Origin of the sequence: Algoriphagus faecimaris, assembly GCF_900101705.1 — a bacterium.
Taxonomy (GTDB): Bacteria; Bacteroidota; Bacteroidia; order Cytophagales; family Cyclobacteriaceae; genus Algoriphagus; species Algoriphagus faecimaris.
Map to the genome: position 1 here is coordinate 127,681 of NZ_FNAC01000005.1, position 22,218 is coordinate 149,898.

Annotated in this window: 20 protein-coding genes; 14 read left to right on the top strand and 6 right to left on the bottom strand. The window is 41.7% G+C overall.

Annotation, left to right across the window (positions count from 1 at the left end):
* Positions 1-27: 27 nt before the first annotated feature.
* The 4 genes from BLQ57_RS04230 to tilS all read right to left on the bottom strand — a co-directional run bounded on the left by BLQ57_RS04230 (position 28) and on the right by tilS (position 5,753).
* Positions 28-2,739 carry a hypothetical protein gene (locus tag BLQ57_RS04230; protein WP_087937997.1) on the bottom strand — a complete coding sequence of 904 codons (2,712 nt, stop codon included), beginning with the start codon at positions 2,737-2,739 and terminating at the stop codon, positions 28-30.
* Positions 2,740-2,832: 93 nt separating this feature from the next.
* The gene (gene mdh / locus BLQ57_RS04235) at positions 2,833-3,768 is read right to left on the bottom strand and encodes a malate dehydrogenase (RefSeq protein WP_087937996.1); all 936 of its coding nucleotides are present in this window, start codon (positions 3,766-3,768) and stop codon (positions 2,833-2,835) included.
* A 148-nt stretch (positions 3,769-3,916) separates the two neighbouring features.
* Positions 3,917-4,432, bottom strand: a complete 516-nt coding sequence (locus BLQ57_RS04240; RefSeq protein WP_087937995.1) for a Crp/Fnr family transcriptional regulator — start codon at positions 4,430-4,432, stop codon at positions 3,917-3,919.
* Positions 4,425-5,753 carry a tRNA lysidine(34) synthetase TilS gene (gene tilS, locus BLQ57_RS04245; RefSeq protein WP_087937994.1) on the bottom strand — a complete coding sequence of 443 codons (1,329 nt, stop codon included), beginning with the start codon at positions 5,751-5,753 and terminating at the stop codon, positions 4,425-4,427. Before tilS ends, BLQ57_RS04240 begins: the two co-directional genes overlap by 8 nt.
* Before the next feature lie 48 nt (positions 5,754-5,801).
* Here tilS and BLQ57_RS04250 point away from each other — a divergent pair, with 48 nt between their 5' ends.
* The 10 genes from BLQ57_RS04250 (at position 5,802) to BLQ57_RS04295 (ending at position 16,915) form a co-directional block, all read left to right on the top strand.
* A complete protein-coding gene (locus tag BLQ57_RS04250; protein WP_087937993.1) occupies positions 5,802-7,469 on the top strand; it encodes an OstA-like protein in 1,668 nt (555 codons plus the stop codon).
* 184 nt (positions 7,470-7,653) lie between these two features.
* Entirely contained in the window at positions 7,654-8,370 is a 717-nt protein-coding gene (locus tag BLQ57_RS04255; protein ID WP_087937992.1) for a T9SS type A sorting domain-containing protein, read from the top strand.
* 63 nt (positions 8,371-8,433) lie between these two features.
* Positions 8,434-9,345, top strand: coding sequence for an outer membrane protein assembly factor BamD (locus BLQ57_RS04260; protein ID WP_175444643.1), 912 nt, complete (start codon positions 8,434-8,436; stop codon positions 9,343-9,345).
* Position 9,346: 1 nt separating this feature from the next.
* The gene (locus BLQ57_RS04265; RefSeq protein WP_087937990.1) at positions 9,347-9,661 is read left to right on the top strand and encodes a DNA-directed RNA polymerase subunit omega; all 315 of its coding nucleotides are present in this window, start codon (positions 9,347-9,349) and stop codon (positions 9,659-9,661) included.
* Position 9,662: 1 nt separating this feature from the next.
* The gene (gene coaBC / locus BLQ57_RS04270; protein WP_087937989.1) at positions 9,663-10,877 is read left to right on the top strand and encodes a bifunctional phosphopantothenoylcysteine decarboxylase/phosphopantothenate--cysteine ligase CoaBC; all 1,215 of its coding nucleotides are present in this window, start codon (positions 9,663-9,665) and stop codon (positions 10,875-10,877) included.
* A gap of 22 nt (positions 10,878-10,899) precedes the next feature.
* Positions 10,900-11,802 (top strand): type IX secretion system protein PorD, encoded by a 903-nt coding sequence (gene porD / locus BLQ57_RS04275; RefSeq protein ID WP_087937988.1) that lies wholly within the window; start codon positions 10,900-10,902, stop codon positions 11,800-11,802.
* 37 nt (positions 11,803-11,839) lie between these two features.
* Positions 11,840-13,492: a DNA repair protein RecN gene (recN, locus tag BLQ57_RS04280; RefSeq protein ID WP_087937987.1), complete on the top strand. Its 1,653-nt coding sequence runs from the start codon at positions 11,840-11,842 to the stop codon at positions 13,490-13,492.
* Between the two features lie 63 nt (positions 13,493-13,555).
* Positions 13,556-14,371 (top strand): enoyl-ACP reductase FabI, encoded by an 816-nt coding sequence (locus tag BLQ57_RS04285; protein ID WP_087937986.1) that lies wholly within the window; start codon positions 13,556-13,558, stop codon positions 14,369-14,371.
* Positions 14,372-14,565: 194 nt separating this feature from the next.
* A complete protein-coding gene (locus BLQ57_RS04290) occupies positions 14,566-16,086 on the top strand; it encodes an amidohydrolase family protein (RefSeq protein ID WP_394331255.1) in 1,521 nt (506 codons plus the stop codon).
* Between the two features lie 28 nt (positions 16,087-16,114).
* The gene (locus tag BLQ57_RS04295; RefSeq protein ID WP_087937984.1) at positions 16,115-16,915 is read left to right on the top strand and encodes an alpha/beta fold hydrolase; all 801 of its coding nucleotides are present in this window, start codon (positions 16,115-16,117) and stop codon (positions 16,913-16,915) included.
* A gap of 26 nt (positions 16,916-16,941) precedes the next feature.
* On the opposite strand, the gene BLQ57_RS04300 is transcribed toward BLQ57_RS04295, so the two are convergent.
* Together BLQ57_RS04300 and BLQ57_RS04305 are read right to left on the bottom strand one after the other, a co-directional pair.
* The gene (locus tag BLQ57_RS04300; protein WP_087937983.1) at positions 16,942-17,808 is read right to left on the bottom strand and encodes a glycoside hydrolase family 16 protein; all 867 of its coding nucleotides are present in this window, start codon (positions 17,806-17,808) and stop codon (positions 16,942-16,944) included.
* A gap of 72 nt (positions 17,809-17,880) precedes the next feature.
* Positions 17,881-19,293 (bottom strand): hypothetical protein, encoded by a 1,413-nt coding sequence (locus tag BLQ57_RS04305; RefSeq protein WP_092824016.1) that lies wholly within the window; start codon positions 19,291-19,293, stop codon positions 17,881-17,883.
* A gap of 499 nt (positions 19,294-19,792) precedes the next feature.
* Here BLQ57_RS04305 and BLQ57_RS04310 point away from each other — a divergent pair, with 499 nt between their 5' ends.
* From BLQ57_RS04310 to BLQ57_RS04325, 4 genes are all read left to right on the top strand, one after another.
* Entirely contained in the window at positions 19,793-20,242 is a 450-nt protein-coding gene (locus BLQ57_RS04310) for a MarR family winged helix-turn-helix transcriptional regulator (protein WP_175444645.1), read from the top strand.
* An 81-nt stretch (positions 20,243-20,323) separates the two neighbouring features.
* Entirely contained in the window at positions 20,324-20,851 is a 528-nt protein-coding gene (locus BLQ57_RS04315) for a YceI family protein (RefSeq protein ID WP_087937980.1), read from the top strand.
* 97 nt (positions 20,852-20,948) lie between these two features.
* Complete coding sequence (locus BLQ57_RS04320) at positions 20,949-21,917, top strand: ring-cleaving dioxygenase (protein ID WP_087937979.1); 969 nt, start codon at positions 20,949-20,951, stop codon at positions 21,915-21,917.
* Positions 21,918-22,006: 89 nt separating this feature from the next.
* Positions 22,007-22,218: transposase (locus BLQ57_RS04325; RefSeq protein ID WP_139162658.1), on the top strand; the 212-nt coding region annotated here is incomplete at its 3' end.

A 22,218-nucleotide genomic window follows, 5' to 3' on the forward strand; every position in this document is an offset into this window, starting at 1 on the left:
TAGTTAAATCGCTCTCCCAGCCCAAGTTTACTCGCTAAGTTGATATGTGGTCAGGTAGCGTCCTGCAATCGTCCTGATGAGTAATTGGCCTTGAGAAGCTTGGTAACTGATCTGTATCGGTCCGTTACTTTCTGGTGGCAGTTGAGTCAGGAGGTTCCCTTGTTTGTCATAGAGATAAGCAAATTCCTGCACTAAATCAGTTATCACGATCACCTGCCTACTGCCTCCAAAATCAAAATATTGAAAATCCAGCTCTTCTGCTGATACTCGGACGGTAAACAACTCTTGTTCATTTCGGTCCATTACTTTGACTTGATTATATGACCTAGAGATGATTACGAAGTCTTGACCTTTTTGATCGGGGATGAGCTTGAATTCGCTATCCCGATCTTCCTTGATCAATTGATTCCTGTAACTGATTTCCCCATCAAAGTTGAGTCGGATGACTTCCCCACTTTGAGATACACCCGATAATTGGAAAGCACCAGAATTGGCATTTCTTCCAAACATCAAGCCTGAGGTAAATGTAGACCCTAGATCAATAGGTGACCCGCCTTGCTTTTCTCCCCGTCGATTTAGAAGATGGAGTTTGCCTGATTTTCCTAGGCTGACCATGTAGTCTCCTTTGCCGGGGACACGGATATGGGTAGGAGGACTGACGGGTGATTCTGAAATGGAAAGTGGGTTCCAGCCCTCTAGTTGTTGTCCTGTTTTGTCTAAGAGATAGAGGTTGCCCGTGGTGGTTGCTACAAAATACCTGTAATTTTTGTTGTTGTCGTAGTCGACAAGGTTGAAGTGACTGATCTGCTCTCCCGGAATAGAAATTGGGTAGTTGGGTAGCGGATTGCCCAATCGATCCACCCCATGGATCTGACCCGAGGTAGCAAATAGGATCTGTAATTTTCCGTTCCGGTAATAATCGATTTGAAATAAATCCGATAGAATAGGCGCTGGAAGCGGGTAGCTATACACGATATCTCCACCTGAATTGATCTGATAAAGGACTTGACTTTCATCCTGAATGACCAAATCTTCGGTCACATCAAGGTGATTGATGGCTACTTTGGGGCCATAGACTAGCCTGGATGAAAACTCTATGCGGTTTTTGGGCTCCAGACTGACACTAGAGGTTTCGCTTTCGATTTGGCTGATCTTTCCTGATTGGAATGGGAAACTAAGGCTCGCCCTTGGTCCATCAGCGAGTTGGTTGATGCGAAAAGAAAAGTAAGGGAATGCTTGAAATGCCGATCGGTATTTTTGTAGAAAAGTGCTCCATGAAGGGTTGGATTGAGAAATCCAGTTCTCCCAGCTATTCTTGGTCAAAAGGATTTTCGAAAAGCCTGCTGCAGAGGTTAGGGCGATCTTGGCTTCTGGTGCTCTGCTTGCATTGTTCCAAGTATTTTTATTCTCATAATCATCAAGAATCAATTTCATACTTTGCTGAGTATTGGCAAAAACCAGCATTTGACCGACCTGAGTGATGTAAGTTTGTTCGAAACCGTGGAATTTTCCATTGAATAAATAGGATGGGAAATCTTCTTCATCCACAAAAAGAATGTCCCTTCCGGCATAGAAGTCAGTGGCACTTTCACCTTCTGTCGCAGAGAGATAGTCGTTAAGTAAGACCCAGGCAGCGGAAGTGTCAGAAGTGCGAATCAAAAGGGCTTTATTGACAGCAGATCCCCCATAGGACTCGAGGTCAAGTAGGTAAATCTCTCCAGTGAAATCATCTAATAGTCCAAGATCAATCAGATTTCGCTGAATTTCGGCGGATACAGTAGATTTATTCGAAAAGGCTCTATTGACCAGTTTTTGAGTTTCAAAAATGTTTTGAAGATTGTACTGTGTGACGGTGGTAGTTCGGGCAGAGATCAATTGGTCGATTTGATTGAGATTGGCCTGAATAGAAGGTGTGAAATTCAGGGAATCTTCCAAATGTACCGGTCCTTCAAATCTTAGCTGATTTTCGTCTAGGAAAAACTCTAATTCCGCAGCAGCGGGAAAGCTTGCTAATCCCTGAATGATCATTTCTTCCTTATCCGAAAGGATTCCTCGCATTAGCGATCGAATACCCTTAGAATTGATCCAGAGTTTGCTATTTTGATTAGAGGTTGGAGTTTTTCCTTTAAGAAGATCTTGGTAGGAGGGAAGCTCTGGATTGAGGTAATGACGAATAGCTTCTTCTATGACCGACGCGGACTGAGAGGCGATGAGTACCGGTCCTATAAATGAAAAGCTCCACAGACGAGTATTGCTTCCATCAAAATATTCAAATACGGGCTGATCAGAATAGCTTCTTTTTGCGATTTTACTGTCTCTTGGAAGTTTTGACTCTAGCTCAGCTAGGAGTTCGTTTCCAGTGTTTTGGTTGGCCGTAAGGGTAAAAAGTAAATCGAAACTATCGGATCCTGTTGGGTGGTAGCTGAGGGTAAGGGTATTTCCGTCAAGGAGACGGCTGACTCTCCCCGAATTGCCGGTAAGACTGTCAAAGGTTTGTAGGTGGCTTGCTATTTTTTGAAAAGCAGGGAATGTTTCAAATATCTCCCAAGAAGGGTGATCGACCAATTCGTTCCAGATTTTGGCTCCCTGATCACTTTCAAAGACAAAGACAGCATCCTCGGAAATTAGATCTAGAGAATGGACGGAAGGCTTGTCAAAATAAAAAAAATAGGCCCAATAAGCTACTATACCACCAAAGGTGATCAGGATTAAAAGGAGTAAGCTTTTCCAGAGTTTCAAATCAGTGGGTTTGGTTTGGTAAAATCAGGAAAAGCAAAACCCGGCTCAGCAAACTACTCGTCTGGAGTCCGGGTTTTGCTAAGAGAATTTATTTTAATTGGATAGTTTATCCAATACATTCATGACTTCTTTTACATGTCCTCTAGATGTTTCTAGAAGTGCTTTTTCTTCCTCGTTCAGCTGGAGTTCGATTACTTTTTCGATTCCATTTTTGCCGAGGATCACAGGGACTCCTAAATAACAATCATCAATTCCATATTCTCCATCTAGTTTGATACAAACAGGGAATACTCTTCGTTGATTTTTGAGGATGGCTTCTACCATCTGTGCAGCAGCAGAACCTGGCGCATACCAAGCAGAAGTTCCCATTAATTTAACCAATTCTCCACCTCCGAATTTGGTTCTTTCTATGATGGCATCGAGCTTATCTTTTTCGATCAATTCGGTCACAGGGATACCTGCTACTGTGGTATATCTAGGAAGAGGTACCATAGTGTCACCGTGTCCACCCATAAGGATGGCTTGGATTTCCTTTGGAGAGACATTGAGCTCCTCTGCTAAAAACGCACGATATCTTGCAGTATCTAGGATTCCAGCCATGCCCATTACTTTGGTTCGTGGTAGCTTAGAGGTCAAGTGAGCCTGATAGGTCATGACATCCAAAGGATTGGATACTACGATAATGATGGCATCAGGAGAATGCTTTATTACATTTTCGGTTACTGATTTTACGATTCCAGCATTGGTTTCGATCAAATCATCCCTTGTCATACCGGGTTTTCTAGGAAGGCCTGAGGTGATGACGACTACGTCGGAGTTAGCAGTCTTGCTGTAGTCGTTGGTGCTTCCTACAGTACGGCTGTCATACTGATTGACAGGAGCTTTTTGCCAGATGTCAAGGGCTTTGCCTTCGGCTACACCTTCTTTGATATCTACTAAAACAATTTCCTCTGCGATTTCGCGATAAGCTAGGACGTCTGCGCAGGTTGCACCTACGTTTCCAGCCCCTACTACGGTAACTTTGCTCATGATTTTTATAAGTAAGATTTAATTATTGTAACTGCCTGAAAAGCGACGCTAAGTTATTAAACAAAGACAGGATTCGAAACCCGAAAGTGAATAGTTTGTTTGACGGTAGACATTTGGGACAAATGAAATCCGTTTTCATTCAAAACTTCTATTCAAACATCTGTCGCAAGCTGAAAAAACCGAATGATTCCCGATAAGATCGGAAAAGTCTTTGGTTGTTTTCATTGTAATACTCCGAGAGAGAGGTCATCATTTTGGCTTTTATTTTGGGGTTTGATTCAAATACCTCTTGAATAGCAAAATGTGGCAATACGATCAAATCAGCCTCCTCTGAGGTCACAATCGCCGTGTAGGTTCTTTTTGCATTTTCCAGAAGAGAGTTTTCTCCGAAAGCCTCCCCTCGGTTGATTTCTAATATGGTCTCAAAATTATCCTTCACATCAATTGTCAAGTTGATTTGCCCCTTTTTGATCAGGTACAGCGCCTGACTGGGATCTTTACTGAAAAAAACCACCTCATCTCGTTGGTATTTTCGGTGATGCATAGCCGGTAGAAATCGAGCCATTTCCTTGTTTCGAAGGCGCTCAAAAAATTTCGCTGCTCTCAGAAAATCAAACATCTTCTGATCTTCTTCGCTGTAGGTTTTGGAAAAAGGGTTACGCATTAGATTTTTGTTTTAGATAAAGTACTCGACTACTTGCCTCACTGTATTTTGCCCAGTCTGCTATGCGCAGGCCAATGACCCAGGCGATTTTTCCGCCAGATAGGAGCACTTTGACTTTGGATTTTTGAGCCAAGGGTATTTTCAAATCTATTAAAAAGTCCGAAACCTTCTTAGCATTTCTCATCCCTAAAGGGACAAAACGATCTCCCTGGACCCAATTTCGGATTTCTAAAGGGAATTCCAACTGATCCAAATCCAACATTGCGTTCTTTCGAGCCTTATCCAGCGTTATTGGTGTGGTTAACTTTAATAATTCATAATTGCCTTCCGGGAGCTGCAGCTCAATATCATTTGCGGAGATTTCCACTGCCTCAAAATCTGGGCTCTTGGGCATTAAAATTAATTCCTCCCGGTCGAGATTGAGTAGGTGCGTGCCCGACGAAAAGAGCTTACCTACCTCATTGGACTTTGCTGCCTGATAAATCGAAAAGGCTTGATCAGCATTAAAACCATAGGATCTAATCCAAAGGTAAATCAAACTGACTGCACCAGGCATATGAATTAACTCTCCGAGAGGAAGATAAAAAGTCTCATTTTCTTGTCGAATCGTCTCTCTAAGCCATTTTTCATACAGGCCTCCAAATGCCTTAGCACTATCTTTTATTCGAGCTAGACTAGCCAGTAGGTTGCTTTTGGCATCCGGGGAGATCTCGTATAGTTTAGGAAGAGCTTCCAGACGTAGCTTATTTCTTTTGTAATCCGTTTTTTGATTGGAGCTGTCTTCCCGCCAGTTGATGCTCTCAGCGCCAGCATAGTGTAGAATTTCCTGGCGGGAAAATGGAAGAAGGGGACGAATCAGCATTCCTTTTCGGTCAGCCATGCCTTGTAGTCCATCAAGTCCTGTGCCTCTCAGCAGGTTGAGAAAGATGGTTTCGATTTGATCGTCCTCATGATGGGCTAACACAATGCCAGCTAGTTTGTGGGATTTTCGGACGGTTTCAAACCATTGATAGCGTAATTCGCGAGCAGCCATCTGTATGGAAATCTTCTCAGTTTCAGAAAAAGCTTCGGCATCTACTCGATGGAGGTGGAAAGTGACTTCATGTCTAGCGGCCCAAGAAGAGACGAAAGCAGCGTCGTCTTCGCTTTCCTTGCCCCGCAGCTGAAAGTTCACATGGGCAAGTTCGAAAGGAATTCCGGATTTTAGCAGAAGATCTGCAAGAACCATGCTGTCCACCCCGCCGCTACAGGCGAGAAGATAGGTATTTTGAGCATCAAAAAGGTTCTTTTGACGTATATGCGCTTTAAAGGCTGAGATCATTGATCAAAAATAGCTTTTTCTATTAATTTTGCCCACTGTCTATTCACTATGAAAAACTCCATTTTCTTCGGTTTTCTATTTTTGCTTCTTTGTAGCTACCAAGTTAGCCTTGCGCAGAGGGGGCAGCAGCGAGATGCTTCTGCGAATAGATCAAATACTGGAGGAGGAAATAATCAGCTGGAAATCATACGTGCAGATTCATTGACAGGAGCGATGGGGTTTCAAAGACTCTATGGAGATGTACGGATGAAAAATCAAAGTACCTTGATCAATTGCGATTCGGCTCATTTTTATAGGTCACAGAACATGGCCAAACTATACGGTCGGGTTTTTATTGAAGACTTGGAGGATTCCGTGACGACCCGCAGTGCCTATGCGGACTACGATGGGAATACAAAATTGGCCAAACTTCGAACCAATGTAGTCATGACCAATGGAGAGACTACACTTTATACAGATTACCTGGATTTTGATCGATTGGCCAATGTTGCCATTTATTTTAACGAAGGGAAAGTGGTCGACTCTACCAATGTGCTCACTAGTGTGAAGGGTAGGTATGAGATCAACTTGGAGCGGATTACTTTTACAGAGGATGTGATATTGGTGAATCCTGAATACACCATGAAGACCAATGATTTGGTATACTTAACTATCCCAAAAACCGCTGAAACCCAAGGCCTGACCAATTTAATTGCAGAAGATGGAACAACCCTTGATGCACTGAAAGGAAGTTTTTATGATACTCAAAACAAACAGTTTCGGTTTTTTGAAGGAACGGTAGAGACAGAAGACCGTAGAGTAAGGGCTGACGAATTGATATACAGGGAGTTGGAAGCTTATTATGAGGGTAAAAAGCGAGTTGCTGTCTACAATAAAAAGCGTGAAGTGGAGGTCTTTGGGGATGTGGGAAAATATTGGGAAAACCAGGGCTACAGTCAAGTCAATGGAAATGCGCTGGTAAGAAAGTATTTTGAAAAGGACACCCTATTTATGCTTGCTGATACGCTGATTTCCCAAGACAATGAAATTGATTCGGTACAATATCTTTTAGCATTTCATTCTGTTCGGTTGATCAAAAAAGATCTGGCTGGCATCGCAGATTCATTGGTGTATAACTATTCGGACTCTACTATACAGCTTTTTCAAGATCCTGTACTATGGAATCAAAAAAATCAACTTACCGCTGATTCCATGGCTTTTTATCTCGTAAATGAGGAGCTTGATCGGGCCATTCTAAAAGAAAAAGCGTTTTCGGTAATGACAGATACGCTTCAAAACTTCAATCAAATGAAGGGTCGAAAGATGACAGCCTATTTTGAAGAGGGTGAAATCAATCAATTATTTATCGAGGGAAACGGGGAGTCGCTGTACTACGCTTTGGAAGGGGATACCTTGACCCAAGGGGTAAATCGGACTTTATCTGCTACAGTAAGGTTGAGTTTTCAAGACGGTGCTATCCGAAAAGTTAATTATGGCGTAAAGCCAGATGGTAGATTTATTCCGGTTCAAGAAACTGATGAAAAGTCTAGCCGTTTGGAGGGTTTCATTTGGAGAGAAGAGGAGAAGCCTACCATGCAGGATGTATCAGCTTGGAGAAAAGTGGAAGAGATCGATCCAAAGCAAAAAAATTTATTTGATATTCCTGATGTAAAGTTGATGATGCCAACTGAAGAAGAAATCAAAAAATCGCTTAAAAAGCGTTCTTCAAATACATAAAAAGCACGATTAAACACCGAGTTATTGTTTAGAAAAGGGGCTAACGATCAAAGCGTAAAAAAATTTTAAAAGGCTTAACATGAATTAACCGGAAATTTTCGCTTTCATGTTATCCATCATTTAATTTTGTCCGTATATTGTTTAAGTAATAAAAATTTAAAGGGCTTATAGATCAAAATTTTACATGAAAAAAATTCTCATTCTCATGACTTGGCTTCTGCTGATGTCTCCTCTTTTTGGGACGGCACAGGAGATTCGCGTGTTGAGTGAGAATTTGGATTTTGTAGGAGCTATAGGCGGTTCTCAGCGGAAAAGTATTCTGATTCAAAACGATTCAGACAAGACCAAAACCTTTTATTTAAAAAATCTCAGAGGTAATATTGGTTCTTCACAAAACATGAAGATTTGTGTAGGGGAGCAGTGTTTTGATGCTAAGAAGGATTTGGCCAAGATTAAACTGACAATGAATCCGGGGGAAATTATCACAGATGTCTATGTGGAATTTGATTTGGGAATAGCAGAGACTAGGGGGAGTTTTGATCTTTTCTTCGTCAATGCTGAAAATATCCGTGATGCTTTTGTAGTGGAAGCTACCTACGAGGTTTCTAATCCTGTAAATAAAATCAGTGAGTTTGATTACGAGGATCTTTCACTCAGTGACGTTTATCCCAATCCTAGCAACCGCGTTGCGCATTTTGACTATCTGATCAAAAACCGATCTGCAGTGGCGAGAATATCCATTAATAGTTTCATAGGAAATCCAGTGGCTGAATATCAGCTTGATCCGGAAAGAAACACCCTTCAGGTCAATGTCTCGGAGTTCAATCCGGGCGTATATTTTTACACACTATTTGTAGACAATAAAAATATTGTCACAAAAAAGCTCGTTGTGAAGAAGTAGCACTTGAGCTATCCATTTGAATACCAATTTATATCCCGTATATTTGCGGTCTTGAAAATGAACATGCGTTTAACCATCCTTTCTTTACTCCTCTTTTCTCTTTTGATCACCTCTTGCGGTCCATTCAGCAAGCTGGAGAAAAGCACGAATTGGGAAGAGCTCTATGAAGGAGCAAATAAGTACTACCAAGAAGGAGAGTATAACAAAGCTATCATCCTATATGACAAGGTTTTGCCGGTCATCAGAGGTAGTGAGAAGGCCGAAATTGCCGATTATAATTATGCCAATTGCCACTTTATGACCAAGCGGTACATAGAAGCGGCAGGTTATTTTAATAATTTTTACAGGACCTATAATCGAAGTCCTCTGGCAGAAGAAGCCCTGTTTATGAATGCTTATGCCTTGTATTTGGATTCTCCGGATTACAACTTGGATCAGCAAAGTAGTAGAGAGGCAGTATCGGCGATACAGCAGTTTGTGATCCAATTTCCCGGTTCGGCCAGTTATGAGAGAGCCATGGAAATGCTTCAGGACTTAGAGTCGAGATTCGAAGAGAAAGCTTACCAAGAAGCTGCCATGTACTACCGACTGAAAGACGGTCTCTACCCAGGTGATTTCTTTAGAGCTTGTATCATTAACTTTCAGAATTTTGCTAAAGACTATCCCGAAAGCAAATACAACGAGGAATTAGCTTACAAATTAGTAGAAGTAAGTGCAGGCTATGCCGAAAACAGTATCTTTAATAAAAAGGAAGAGCGATTAAATGACGCCTTAAATTTTGCTTCTGATTTCTACAGGAAATATCCGAATAGCAAATATGTCTCGGATGTGAAAAAATTTGAGGCTTCTGCCAAAGATGAGCTAACTACTCACTTGGAGCTGAAGAGAGAAAATGCAGAGCGTGCTGCAGCGCAAGAGAAAAAAGAAGCGGAAGAAAACGCAGAAAACAAAACTGAAACAAAAACAAATCAATAAAATGGCAGTCAATCCATCCATCATTACCAGAGATCTAGAAAAAATCGCTGAGCCTACCGGCAATATCTACGAATCCATTCATGTGATTGGACAGCGGGCAAAACAAATTTCTTCAAATCTGAAGGAAGAATTGAATACCAAATTGTCGGAGTTTGCTTCTACAGTAGATAATCTTGAAGAAGTATTTGAAAACAAGGAGCAAATTGAGATCTCAAAATTTTATGAGCGCATGCCAAAGCCTTCTACCTTGGCTATGGAAGAATTTGTAGAGAAAAAGATTTATCATAGATTCCCCGAGCAAGACGTCGAACAATAAAATGAATCTGACAGGTAAGCGGATCGTTTTAGGTGTATGCGGCAGTATAGCTGCTTACAAATCCGCTCAACTTACCCGATCACTCATCAAGGCAGGAGCAGAAGTGCAAATTATTATGAGCGCTTCTGCTCTTGATTTTATTACCCCCTTGACTTTAGCGACACTTTCTAAACGTCCCGTCCTTAGTACATTTCAAAAAGATGAAACCGGAGAGTGGAATAATCATGTGGAGCTAGGGCTTTGGGCAGACCTTTTTTTAATAGCACCTCTTAGCGCCAATACCTTGGCGAAAATGGCCAATGGGCTTTGCGATAATCTTTTGACAGCCACCTATCTTTCGGCGAGATGCCCCGTAATGGTAGCACCTGCTATGGACTTGGACATGTACCAGCATCCCGCGGTAAGGGAAAACCTGAGAAAAATTCAATTCTTTGGAAATTGTGTTTTAGATGCCGAATCCGGAGAGCTGGCTAGTGGTCTTTCCGGCCAAGGTCGAATGATGGAGCCTGAGCGCATCCTTGACCAGGTGATTCGTTTTTTTCAAAAAGAAAAAGATTTCCAAGGAAAAAAAGTGCTTTTGACCATGGGGCCCACTCAGGAGGCCATAGACCCAGTAAGGTTTATTAGCAATCACTCCAGTGGCAAAATGGGCTACGCACTTGCTGAGGCATTTCGCCGCCGTGGTGCTGAAGTATTTGTAGTCTCTGGTCCTGTCTCCATTCCTGTAAATAAAGAAGGATTTCATTGGCGGGATGTTCTATCTGCCAAAGATATGTTTGAAGCTGCTACTGAAATCCATCCCAAAGTAGATATCGCCGTTTTCACAGCTGCTGTGTCAGATTATGCACCTCAAGAGGTAGCCCAAGAAAAAATCAAAAAGAAGGATTCGGAACTGAAACTTATTCTTCGAAAAAATAAAGACATAGCCTTCAGCCTGGGTGAGCAAAAAAGCGCTAGCCAATATCATGTAGGTTTTGCTTTAGAAACAGAAAATGAGGAGCAAAATGCTAAAGAAAAACTGAAGAAAAAGAATTTTGATTTGATTGTTTTGAATTCAATGAAAGAAAGTGGTGCAGGGTTTCGTTTGGATACCAACCGGGTTCACATTTTTCATAGAGACGGTTCTATGATCAAAAGTGAAGTCGAGCAGAAAGCAGCGATAGCGGAGTTGATTCTTGATGAGATCAAAAAGGAAGCAAACTGGTTTCAAGCCTAAAAAAAACTTCTATTTTTAAATTATGAAAAACTGGATTCTTACTTTGATGTTTCTGGTCCTGGCAAATCTAGGTCTTGCCCAGGAGCTCAATTTTACCGTAATCATCAATAGTGATAGGGCCCGTATCCAAAACACAGATATTTTCAATCAGATGAAAAGCTCCTTTGAGCAATTCTTAAACGGGAGATCTTGGACCTCCGATGAGTTCAGACCGGAGGAAAGGATCAAAGGAAATCTACTCATCACGATCAATGATGTGCCTCAGGTCGGCGTTTACTCTGCGACTGTGCAGGTGCAAGTTGTGCGTCCGATTTACGGCACCGACTATGAGTCTTTGGTTTTTAATTTTGCGGATCGCAACTGGAATTTTGAATATATAGAGTCCCAGCCCTTGGAGTTTAATCGCTTTACCTTCTTGAATAATATCAGTTCTCTTTTAGCTTTTTATGCTAATATCACTCTGGGACTGGATTACGATACCTTTCAGGAAAATGGAGGGCAAGAGTTTTTTGCGGTAGCGAATGATATCGTTAATAATGCTCAAAATTCCGGAAGATCAGGATGGGTGCAGAGTACCTCAGATCGTAGAAATCGGTATTGGTTGATCAATGATATTTATACTTCGTCGGTTTTTTCGGCGATTCGCGAAGCATTATATCTCTACCATAGACAGGGTTTGGATATTCTACAGGTGCAGCAGGAAAAGGCCTATGAGAACATAGTTGAGGCTATTCGAATAGTCTCAGAAGCCAATGATGCACAGCCCAATGGTATTTTTACAATTGCATTTATGGATGCTAAGGGAGAAGAAATTTCAAAAATTTTAAAAGGTGCGCCTTTTGAGCTCCGCAGCGAGGCAGTAGAGCTCCTGCTGAAAGTAGATCCAAATAATGCCAGAATGTATAATGAACTTCTAAAAAGCTGAATTTGATTTTTTAGCTTTGTCCAAGTAAAAAAATTGTATGCTTAAGTCGCTCAGTATTTCCAATTACGCCCTCATAGATCAACTGCAGATGCACCCTAGTCCTGCTTTAAGTATGATTACAGGGGAAACAGGCGCTGGTAAATCTATTATGCTAGGCGCAGTGGGACTATTGCTGGGTAATCGAGCTGACACTAAGGTGCTATTACATGAGGATCAAAAATGCATTATTGAAGGGGTTTTTGATATTGGCTCCTACGGTTTGCAGCCTTTCTTCGAGTTAGAAGAACTAGACTACGAGTCTACCTGTATCATACGAAGAGAAATCAGTCCAAGCGGAAAGTCGCGCTCCTTTGTCAACGACACTCCGGTACTTCTAGATCGCCTTCGGATTCTTGGAGCTATGCTGATGGATATTCATTCTCAGCATGACACCTTGCAGTTAGGCGATGGACAGTATCAACTGGGCTTGGTGGATGCCTTTGCACAAAGTAAGGAGGAACTCCAATCCTATCAGACTGCCTATCGTTCGTATAAAAAGGCTCAGAAAGAATATCAAGAGCTGAAGGAAAAGGCGGTGGAGCTTCAAAAAGAGGCTGATTTTGTTCAGTTTCAATTGGACGAGTTGAGCCTACTAGCCCTTCAGTCAGGAGAACAAGCCGAGCTTGAGTCTCTTCAGGAAGTTTTAGAAAACGCCGAGGAAATCAAAACCAAGATTCATGAAGTGATGAATCTCTTTGATGGGGAGCAGTTTGGAGTATTTCAGGGATTAGCCCAAATCCAGCAAGGCCTTCAGACCCTAGCTAGGCTAGCTCATAAATTTGAGCTATTTCAAAATCGATTTCAAGAAGTCTATATCGAGCTAAAAGATCTTGCTGAGACACTATCTGATGAGGATAGCAAAGTCGAGGTAGATTTTGAAAGACTGGAGGAAATTAGGGATCGATTGAGTAAAATTTACCAGCTGCAGAAAAAGCACGGTGTCAGCTCCGTGGAGGAGCTCCTTACTATCGAGCAGGAGCTAGCAGATAAAGTTTTTCAGTTCCAAAACCTAGATGAAAGCCTTGAGGCGGCAGAGCTTCGTCTAAAGGAGGCTGAGAAAGTACTAAAAGATAAAGCTAAAATGCTTAGTACGCTTCGGATGGCCTGCTTTATTGATTTTGAAAATTCCTTACAGAGTCTTTTAGCTGGTTTGGGAATGGAAAATGCCCAAATCAAAATAGACAGAAAAGAGATGTCTCCTGCTTTATCCGGAATAGATGAAGTAGAGTTTTTATTTACCGCAAATAAAGGTTCGATTCCTCAGCCACTCAAGAAAGTGGCATCCGGGGGAGAGTTTTCCCGTTTACTATTTGCTATCAAGTATTTGATGGCAGATAAAATGGCACTCCCCACTTTGATTTTTGATGAGATAGATACGGGGATTTCCGGGGAGGTGGCTTTGCAGATGGTGCGTATGATGAAAGATATTGCTATGCAGCATCAGGTAATTTGCATCACCCATTTGCCTCAGGTGGCAGCGAAGGGGGATTTGCATTATTTCGTGTACAAGGACAATGCCTCTGAAAAAACCATCAGTAAAATCAAGCTTTTGGATGAATCAGGGCGGATAGATGAATTGGCTAAAATGATTGCAGGAGCTCATCCTTCCCCTTCAGCGGTGGCAAGTGCTAAGGAGCTTCTTGCCAGTTAGGCCTGCTAATCCCAAAAATTCCTTATTTTTACTCAAATTTTTGACAACAATCAAATAAGCTATATGCCTGAAAATTTGCTAAAAGGAAAAGTGGGGATCATTACAGGAGCCCTTGATGAAAATTCAATTGCATGGAAAACTGCACTCAAGGCCAAAGAACAGGGTGCTCGCTTCGTATTGACGAATGCACCAATTGCTATGCGCATGGGAGCTATCAAAGAATTGGCTGAAGAGTGTAATACCATCGTCATTCCTGCAGATGCTACCGCGCTAGAAGATATAGAAAAACTCTACAGTGAAGCCAAAGAATATTTAGGAGGAGATTTCGATTTCTTACTTCATTCTATTGGAATGTCGCCCAATATCCGAAAAGGGAGAAGTTATGGTGATCTGAACTATGACTGGGCTATGAAATCCTACGATGTCTCTGCTATTTCATTTCACAAAATGATGCAAGTAGCTGAGAAGATGGATGTGATGAAAGAGTGGGGTTCGATCATCGGGCTCTCTTATATTGCAGCGCAGAAAGTGTTTCCATTTTATACTGATATGGCAGATGCCAAAGCGCTACTAGAAAGCATCGCTAGAGGCTATGGCTATCGATTCGGAAAATTGAAAAAAGTCCGTGTAAATACCATCTCCCAATCTCCTACCAAAACTACAGCAGGTACAGGGATCGGAGGATTTGACTCTTTCTTTAATTTTGCTGAGTCACTTTCTCCATTGGGCAATGCCTCTGCCGATTCTTGCGCGGATTATATTGTGACGATGTTCTCAGATTTGACGAGGATGGTCACTATGCAAAATCTTTTCCATGACGGTGGATATTCGTTTACCGGCATCTCAGAAGATATCATGGAGAAGTTCCAAGACCTTTAATTTCGTATCCTATAAATAAAAAGTCCTGTTCCCAAAACAGGACTTTTTTTTGCCCCTCTGGCATAAAGTTTTTTTTCCTTTTGCTTTTTGTCCTAACTTATTGATTCTAATCAGCCACCAAGTCTATGACAGTTAAAAAATTCCTTTTATGCCTATTTGTATGCTTGATTTCGGTTCAGGCTTTTACACAAATTATGCCTTCTCCTGATCGCGCAGAAGGAGATGGACCCTATAATAAATTAATATTACGGGGAGTGATTCTTATTGATGGAACAGGAGCGCCGCCGGTCGGGCCAGTGGATATTGTAGTAGAGAAAAACCGGATAATACAGATTCAATCTGTTGGTTATCCAGGATTACCGATTAATGAAAACCGCAGGCCCAAAGCGGATGAAAATACCAAAGAGCTGGATTTAGAAGGACATTACGTTTTGCCCGGTCTCATCGATATGCATGGGCACATCGGAGGCAGTGGACAAGGTACTCCTGCGGAATATGTATTCAAGCTATGGATGGCCCATGGGATCACCACTATCCGGGACCCATCGGCGGGAAATGGGCTCGACTGGGTATTGGAGCACAAGCGAAAATCTCAAGAAAATTCTATCACAGCCCCACGAATCTTGGCTTATACTTCATTTGGGCAGCGAGCCGAAACTCCAATAACTACTGCTGATCAGGCTAAGGCTTGGGTGAATGAAAACAAAGCAAAGGGAGCAGATGGGATCAAGTTTTTTGGAGCTAATCCGGAGGTGATGGAAGCTGCTATTTCTGAAAATAAGAGGATTGGTCTTCGATCAGCGATGCATCATCAGCAATTGGATGTGGCTAGATGGAACGTGCTCCATTCTGCAAGAGCTGGACTCACAAGTATGGAGCATTGGTATGGGCTACCCGAAGCGCTTTTCCAAGACCGAACAATTCAGGATTTTAGACTGGATTACAATTATCAAAACGAGCAGCATCGATTTGGAGAGGCGGGTAAGCTTTGGAAGCAAGCGGCTCCTCCGTATTCAGAGCATTGGAATAATGTGATGAATGAATTGTTGGAGCTTGATTTTACTCTAGATCCTACTTTTAATATCTATGAAGCCAATCGGGATTTAATGCGGGCTAGAACCCAAGAATGGCACGAGGTGTATACTTTGCCCTCTCTTTGGAGATTCTATGCGCCTAGCCGTCAGTCCCATGGTTCTTACTGGTTTGACTGGACTACGGAGGAGGAAGTGCAGTGGAAGGAGAATTACAGGCTTTGGATGACTTTTGTCAATGAATACAAAAACCGTGGGGGTAGAGTTACGGCGGGTTCCGATTCAGGATTTATTTATCAGTTGTACGGCTTTGCTTATGTCCGTGAACTGGAATTGCTGCGAGAGGCGGGATTTCATCCTTTGGAGGTTATCCGGTCTGCTACAATGTATGGCGCGGAAGCTTTGGGAATGGAAAAAGAAATAGGAACTGTCGAGGTGGGTAAATTAGCCGATTTCGTCGTATTGGAAGAAAACCCTCTTCAAAACCTCAAAGTACTTTACGGCACAGGAACGATCAGAATTGATGACAACAATCAGCCGATTCGAGTGGGTGGGGTAAAGTTTACTATTAAGGATGGAATTGTTTACGATGCAAAGCAGCTTTTGGAAGATGTAAAGACCATCGTAGATCAGCACAAGGCTAGAGAAAATGCAAAATTGACCCAACCTGGGTTGGACTGGTAGAGTATACTATTACGATAAACCCAGAAATATGCCAGAAATCAAAGTAAATGGAGTAAAAATTCACTATGTCGAGTTAGGACAAGGAAAGGAAACGGTAGTGTTTTCTCATGGGTTGCTTTGGAGTCATCAGATGTTTGATGCTCAAATCAAAGTGCTTTCCAAAAATTACCGAATCCTAGCCTACGACCATAGGGGACAAGGAAAAAGTGAAGCTATCGGTCCCTATGATATAGAAACGGTGGCGGAGGATGCCGCGGCACTTATTCAGGCACTGTGTGATGATCCGGTTCATTTTGTGGGCTTATCAATGGGAGGTTTTGTAGGGATGCGTTTGGCAGCTAGATATCCTAAATTGATCAAAAGTCTAGTCTTGCTGGAAACTTCAGCCAATGCAGAGCCTGTAGAGAATCTTCCCAAATACAAAACCCTCAATGGAATTGTGAGATGGTTAGGAGTCATTGGTCCCGTTGCCTCCAAAGTAATGCCGATTATGTTTGCTGAAAGCTGGCTATCTCAAAAGAAAAATGAGCCTCAGGTAAAGTATTGGAAGAAACAATTAATGGCTAACAAGAGGACGGTGACAGGACCTGTTGAAGGCGTGATTTACCGTAAGGGAGTAGAGTCTGAATTAGGAGGGATTTCCTGTCCCACGCTGGTGATAGTAGGGGATGAGGATGTTGCCACAAAACCTGAAAAAGCTAAATTTATCCAAATGGGAATCGCTGGTGCAAAATTGCACATGATCGCAGGAGCAGGACATAGTAGTTGTATCGAAAAGCCTGAAGAGGTCTCGCAATTGCTTCAAGATTGGCTTCGTGATAGAGACTAAATAAAAAATGCCCCGAGGGGCATTTTTTATTGATTTTGGAATACTCTCACGTAATCTACAATCATGTGTTGAGGGAAAGTAGTGTTGGCGTTTGGTGAACCTGGCCAGTTACCTCCCACAGCTACATTCATGATAAAGAAGAAGCTTCTTCTAAACTCATCCAATTCAGCAGGGCTGGTATCGATTTCATGATATTGTTCATTGTCTATGAACCATCTAATCCTGGTAGCGTCCCATTCGATGCTGTAGACATGAAATTTATCGGACAAGGTGCCATTGCTGATGGTTCTGCTGCCTCCAAATTCGGCGTGAGAACCATTATTTTGCCAATGTACTGTGCCATGCACCGTGTTTTCTCGGCCATTTCCACCTATCATTTCCATGATGTCAATTTCGCCGCAGGCAGGCCATCCAACCGTGGGGAAATTAACTCCTAACATCCAAAGTGCCGGCCAAAGCCCTTGTCCTCTTGGCATGACAGCTCTGATGTCTATTCTTCCATATCGAAATTGCTGCTTATTTAAAGAAATGATTCTGGAAGAGGTATAGTTGCTTCCATTAAAAGACTCTTCTTTTGCTGTGATAATTAAATGACCGTCTTGAAAGGAAGTATTCTGAGAGCGGTAAAACTGAAGCTCATTATTTCCCCATCCATTTTGACCGGTTCCGGTTTCATGAGTCCAATTCGCAGGGTCGAGTCTGTTTTCTTCAAAATCATCTTCCCATACTAGGGTCTTTCCAGAATAGCTTGTAGGAGATTCGTAGCCCGAACTTGGTATGGCAATCTCTACGGCAGGAGGGGTATCTGGACCTGTGGTACTGGGGTCATTTGATCCACATCCCATGAAAAATAAGAAAAGGGATGAAAGTAGAATAAGGTTATTTTTTTTCATCGTGGTTGTATTGTCAGTTAAAAACAAAACAGGTATCAGGAAAACTGATACCTGTTCGTAATAATGTGGCGCTTATTCAGTGATCAACTTAAATGTCCACCAAATACCATCTTGTATTTCAATGTGGAGCGTCATACGCTTAACTCCGTCGTTCTCGGTTAGGCTAGCTACTTGATAAGTAACATCTCCTGGTACGTCGACATTAGGAAGTTCACCACCATTAACTACCTTAGGAAGTGCTACGTGTGCACCTTCTCCTATCAACCTTAGCGTTGTTCCGTTGAAAGTGTAAGTGTATTCACCTGATCCATCATGAGGCGCTACTGGAGTACCACAAGAGTCATTATCTACTCCTTGCCATTGTTCAAGCCAAGTCTGATCTCCCATTTCTATACTGAAGCTTCCATCTTCACCAAAAGTATATACATCATCGAAGAAGCAAGCTCTTGTGGTAACGTCATCGGCTGAATTTGCAAAAAATTCAGTGCTGCCAGCTGCGGGGCCTACTCCAAATGCACCAGCGATCGGCTCCATTTTCCAGTTACCAGCAATATCATCAGCTGGAGCAGGAGTTACAATTTCTCCTGAGATCAATAGGAATTCCCACCATACACCGTCACCGGCTTCAATTTGAAGCGTCATTCTTCTGGTGTCTCCATCAAGGCTTTGATCGGCGATGTTATAAGTGATTTCGTCTGCTACAGCGGCGCCCTGAGAGATTTCTCCCGCATTATTTACTTTGGAAAGACCTACATAAGCTCCTTCTCCGATTAGACGAAGTGTGTTGCCATTGTAAGCATAAGAATAAGATCCAGAACCATCGAATGGTGCTACAGGAGCCCCGCATCTGTCTGAATCTACTCCCTGCCATGTTTCAAGCCAAGTAGCTTCTCCCAGTTCGATCTCGAAACTTCCATCTGCATTGAAGGTATAAGTGTCGTCATAAAAACAATCTCTTAGTGCCACATCACTGTCAGAAACTTGGAACCACTCTCCACTTCCAGGTGAAGGTCCTACTTTTAACGAACCAGCTACAGGCTCGATAAACCAAGTACCTGAAATATCAAAGTCAGGTCTTTGTGCAGCTACTGTGAAGGATTGATTGTCTGAAGTGGCATTACCGTTGGTATCAGTGACAGTCACGTCCAAATTGTAATCACCCGGTTCAAATCCACCAGCAACTTCAATTACTACCGATTGATTGTCTCCTGTTAGATCTTGGGATCCTGAGGTGACTGTTTCTCCGTCTTGAGCTATAGACCAGGAAAGTAATGCCAAGGTACTTATTGAACTTCCTTCCAGGCCATCAGACATTCTGATTTCTACTCTAAAATCTTCACCTTCGGTGAGACCACTTGAAATAGCTCTAATGTCTATTGTGGGTGGGGTGTCAAGGACATCGACATCCGCAAAACCATTGTCACAGCCCCAAACGATAAGGAGCGACAACAAGGCCATTGTTGAGTTTAAAATTAATTTTTTCATACAAGTAAATTTTTTAACTAATTTCAAAAAATGTTAACGAATTGCCAAATTGGTCACCTCTTCATCTTTTCATCTTTATAAAGAGTGTAATACATCAAAACCTCATCAATGAAGATAAAAACCCTATTTTAATTCATTTAATTACCCTTTATTCGATTTTTTGACTTTCTCATTATTTCTTTTAAAACTTCTCAACATCTTTTTAACTATTGATCTCGATAAATAGGCCTTTCAGAGCTTTTACTAGTGCTTTAACCTCATTATCGGTTAGATTTATTTGTTAAGTCTATTTTAACGATAGGATTACCTATAAAAAAATTCCTGAGATCAAATTGGCTCTTTTTGTTATTAGGCCTATCTGATTTTTCTTTTTTTACCCTCAGGGTGTATTTTTTAGGGTAAAGAGCCACAGGAATTTATTTTTTTAAAGAAAAATCAAAAGAAGGTAAACTTTTCTCTCAGTATTAGTGTATATACATTAAATACATTTGTAGAAATGATGAAGCTAGAAGAAGCCATAAAGCAGAAGGAGTTTAAGGATCCCTACAATAAGTTGGTGGTAAATCTACTTTACACCCATAGTTATTTGGTAACTGCTCAAAATAGCCTTTTTAAACCGTATGATATTTCTCCTGAGCAATACAATGTGCTTAGGATTCTTCGTGGACAGCAGGGAGAACCTTTGACGATTTCTTCCATTCAAGAAAGAATGTTGAATAAAATGTCAAATGCTTCCAGACTAGTAGAAAAGCTAAAGGGTAAAGAGTTAGTGCAGCGTGTAGAATGTCCTACGGACCGGAGACAAGTGGATGTCAGTATCACATCGAAAGGCATGGAGCTTCTGGAAACGCTAGAAAAGCAAGTTTCTGAATTCAATCACAAGGTGATCCATTTGGACGAAAATGAAGTAATAAGACTCAATGAACTGCTTGATCAGCTGAGAGGGTAAAAAAAATTGACCTCTTGTATGTATAAACATGAATTGTATAAACATAAATAAATCTCTAATCAAACTTAAAAACAAACAATTATGAGCACCACAAAATGGACTATCGACCCTACTCACTCTGAGGTATCATTTAAAGTAAAGCACTTGGTGATTTCAACTGTGACTGGATATTTTAAAAAATTTGAAGGAGCTGCAGAAAGCACTTCTGAGGATTTTGATGGCGCATCAGTATCATTTACAGCAGATATCGACAGTATCGATACCAATCAGACAGATCGTGACAATCACTTGAAATCTGCAGACTTCTTTGATGCGGCAAATCACCCCAAACTTTCTTTCGAAGGTAAAATCGGCAAGAATGGAGGAGACTACAAACTCGCAGGAAATCTTACCATGCGTGGTGCTACTAAAGAGGTAGAATTGGACGTAGACTTTGGAGGCGTGGCTGGTGATCCTTATGGACAAACTAAGGCTGGATTCGAAATCGAAGGTAAAGTAAACAGAAAAGAATTTGGTCTTTCTTGGTCAGCAGTTACCGAGGCTGGTAGCGTGGTAGTGAGTGATCAAGTCCGATTGATTTTGAGCATTCAATTGGTCAAGCAAGCCTAATTTTAATAAAAGTCATGGAGATTTGATTTCTCCATGACTTTCTTTTACCCTTAGAAACTAAACCACTATTTACCATTTCACTTAAGACCAGGCAATCATGAAACCATTAATATCAGGAATTCACCACATCACCGCAATCGCCGGAAACGCTCAAGCCAATGTTGATTTTTATACTGGGATCTTGGGCTTGAGACTGGTCAAAAAGACCATTAATTTTGATGCGCCGGATGTATATCATTTTTACTTTGGCGATGAATTGGGCAGTCCGGGTACAGTTTTTACTACTTTCCCTTTCCAAGGTGCGCGCAAGGGTAGCAAAGGGGTGGGGGAATTGACCTACACCGCATTTTCTATTGCCAAGGGTGCGCTGCCATTTTGGAGAGAGCGACTTCAAAAATACGGAGTAGTAGTATCTGATACGCTGACTCGTTTTGGAGATGAATTGATTCGCTTTGAAGACCATGATGGGATGGGGATAGAGCTAATTGCCAATGACAGGGACTCTAGAAAAGGTTGGACTTATGGACCGATTCCTTTGGACTTTTCGATTAAAGGATTCTATGGCGTGACTCTTTATCTAAAAGCTAAAGAGCTGACAGCAAAATTACTGACGGAGCATATGAATTATACATTGATCGGACAGGAAGGAAACCGATTCAGGTATGGTACCGAAGGAAAGCCCGGTGATATAGTAGATATTTTAGTAGATCCAAACGGAAATCGGGGAATGCAAAGTGCTGGAACTGTCCATCATATCGCTTTTCGGACGGCAAATGAAGAGACGCAGCTTGAAATGCAGCATCTGCTGATGAAAAATGGTTATATGGTCACCGAAGTAAAGGATAGAAATTATTTCAAATCCATCTACTTCAGAGAGCCGGGAGGAGTTTTATTTGAAATAGCAACCGATGAACCTGGATTTTCCATAGATGAGGATGAGGCTCATTTGGGAGAACTGATCAAACTACCGGATTGGGCGGAGTCTTCCCGTGAAAAAATCGAAAAAGGTCTGGTCCCAGTTCAATTAAACATTGAAAATTATGAATATCCGCAAAGTCACCAGTAGCCAAATAAGTTCTTTTTGACAGTTGGTGTCAATTGCTTTATTAAGGGTTTAACTCGATTTAAATTAGGTCAAAATAAACGGTTTTGACCATGAATATTATCAATTTCATTAATCGGTTTCCTGACGAGGCTTCCTGTGTTGAATTCATCAAATCACAAAGGATCAAGCAAGGAATCATCTGTAAGAAATGTACTGGAATCAAGCATTATTGGCTTGAAAACAAGCTTTCTTTTCAATGTGCTTCCTGTGGATTTAGAACCAGTATCAAGAGCGGTACAGTGATGCAGAGCAGTAATTTATC

Coding starts and splice junctions, on each gene's coding strand:
- mdh (WP_087937996.1), bottom strand. CDS start 3,768: ATGAGCAAAGTTACCGTAGTAGGGGCTGGAAACGTAGGTGCAACCTGC.
- BLQ57_RS04240 (WP_087937995.1), bottom strand. CDS start 4,432: ATGCGTAACCCTTTTTCCAAAACCTACAGCGAAGAAGATCAGAAGATG.
- tilS (WP_087937994.1), bottom strand. CDS start 5,753: ATGATCTCAGCCTTTAAAGCGCATATACGTCAAAAGAACCTTTTTGAT.
- BLQ57_RS04250 (WP_087937993.1), top strand. CDS start 5,802: ATGAAAAACTCCATTTTCTTCGGTTTTCTATTTTTGCTTCTTTGTAGC.
- BLQ57_RS04255 (WP_087937992.1), top strand. CDS start 7,654: ATGAAAAAAATTCTCATTCTCATGACTTGGCTTCTGCTGATGTCTCCT.
- BLQ57_RS04260 (WP_175444643.1), top strand. CDS start 8,434: ATGCGTTTAACCATCCTTTCTTTACTCCTCTTTTCTCTTTTGATCACC.
- BLQ57_RS04265 (WP_087937990.1), top strand. CDS start 9,347: ATGGCAGTCAATCCATCCATCATTACCAGAGATCTAGAAAAAATCGCT.
- coaBC (WP_087937989.1), top strand. CDS start 9,663: ATGAATCTGACAGGTAAGCGGATCGTTTTAGGTGTATGCGGCAGTATA.
- porD (WP_087937988.1), top strand. CDS start 10,900: ATGAAAAACTGGATTCTTACTTTGATGTTTCTGGTCCTGGCAAATCTA.
- recN (WP_087937987.1), top strand. CDS start 11,840: ATGCTTAAGTCGCTCAGTATTTCCAATTACGCCCTCATAGATCAACTG.
- BLQ57_RS04285 (WP_087937986.1), top strand. CDS start 13,556: ATGCCTGAAAATTTGCTAAAAGGAAAAGTGGGGATCATTACAGGAGCC.
- BLQ57_RS04290 (WP_394331255.1), top strand. CDS start 14,566: ATGCCTTCTCCTGATCGCGCAGAAGGAGATGGACCCTATAATAAATTA.
- BLQ57_RS04295 (WP_087937984.1), top strand. CDS start 16,115: ATGCCAGAAATCAAAGTAAATGGAGTAAAAATTCACTATGTCGAGTTA.
- BLQ57_RS04300 (WP_087937983.1), bottom strand. CDS start 17,808: ATGAAAAAAAATAACCTTATTCTACTTTCATCCCTTTTCTTATTTTTC.
- BLQ57_RS04305 (WP_092824016.1), bottom strand. CDS start 19,293: ATGAAAAAATTAATTTTAAACTCAACAATGGCCTTGTTGTCGCTCCTT.
- BLQ57_RS04310 (WP_175444645.1), top strand. CDS start 19,793: ATGAAGCTAGAAGAAGCCATAAAGCAGAAGGAGTTTAAGGATCCCTAC.
- BLQ57_RS04315 (WP_087937980.1), top strand. CDS start 20,324: ATGAGCACCACAAAATGGACTATCGACCCTACTCACTCTGAGGTATCA.
- BLQ57_RS04320 (WP_087937979.1), top strand. CDS start 20,949: ATGAAACCATTAATATCAGGAATTCACCACATCACCGCAATCGCCGGA.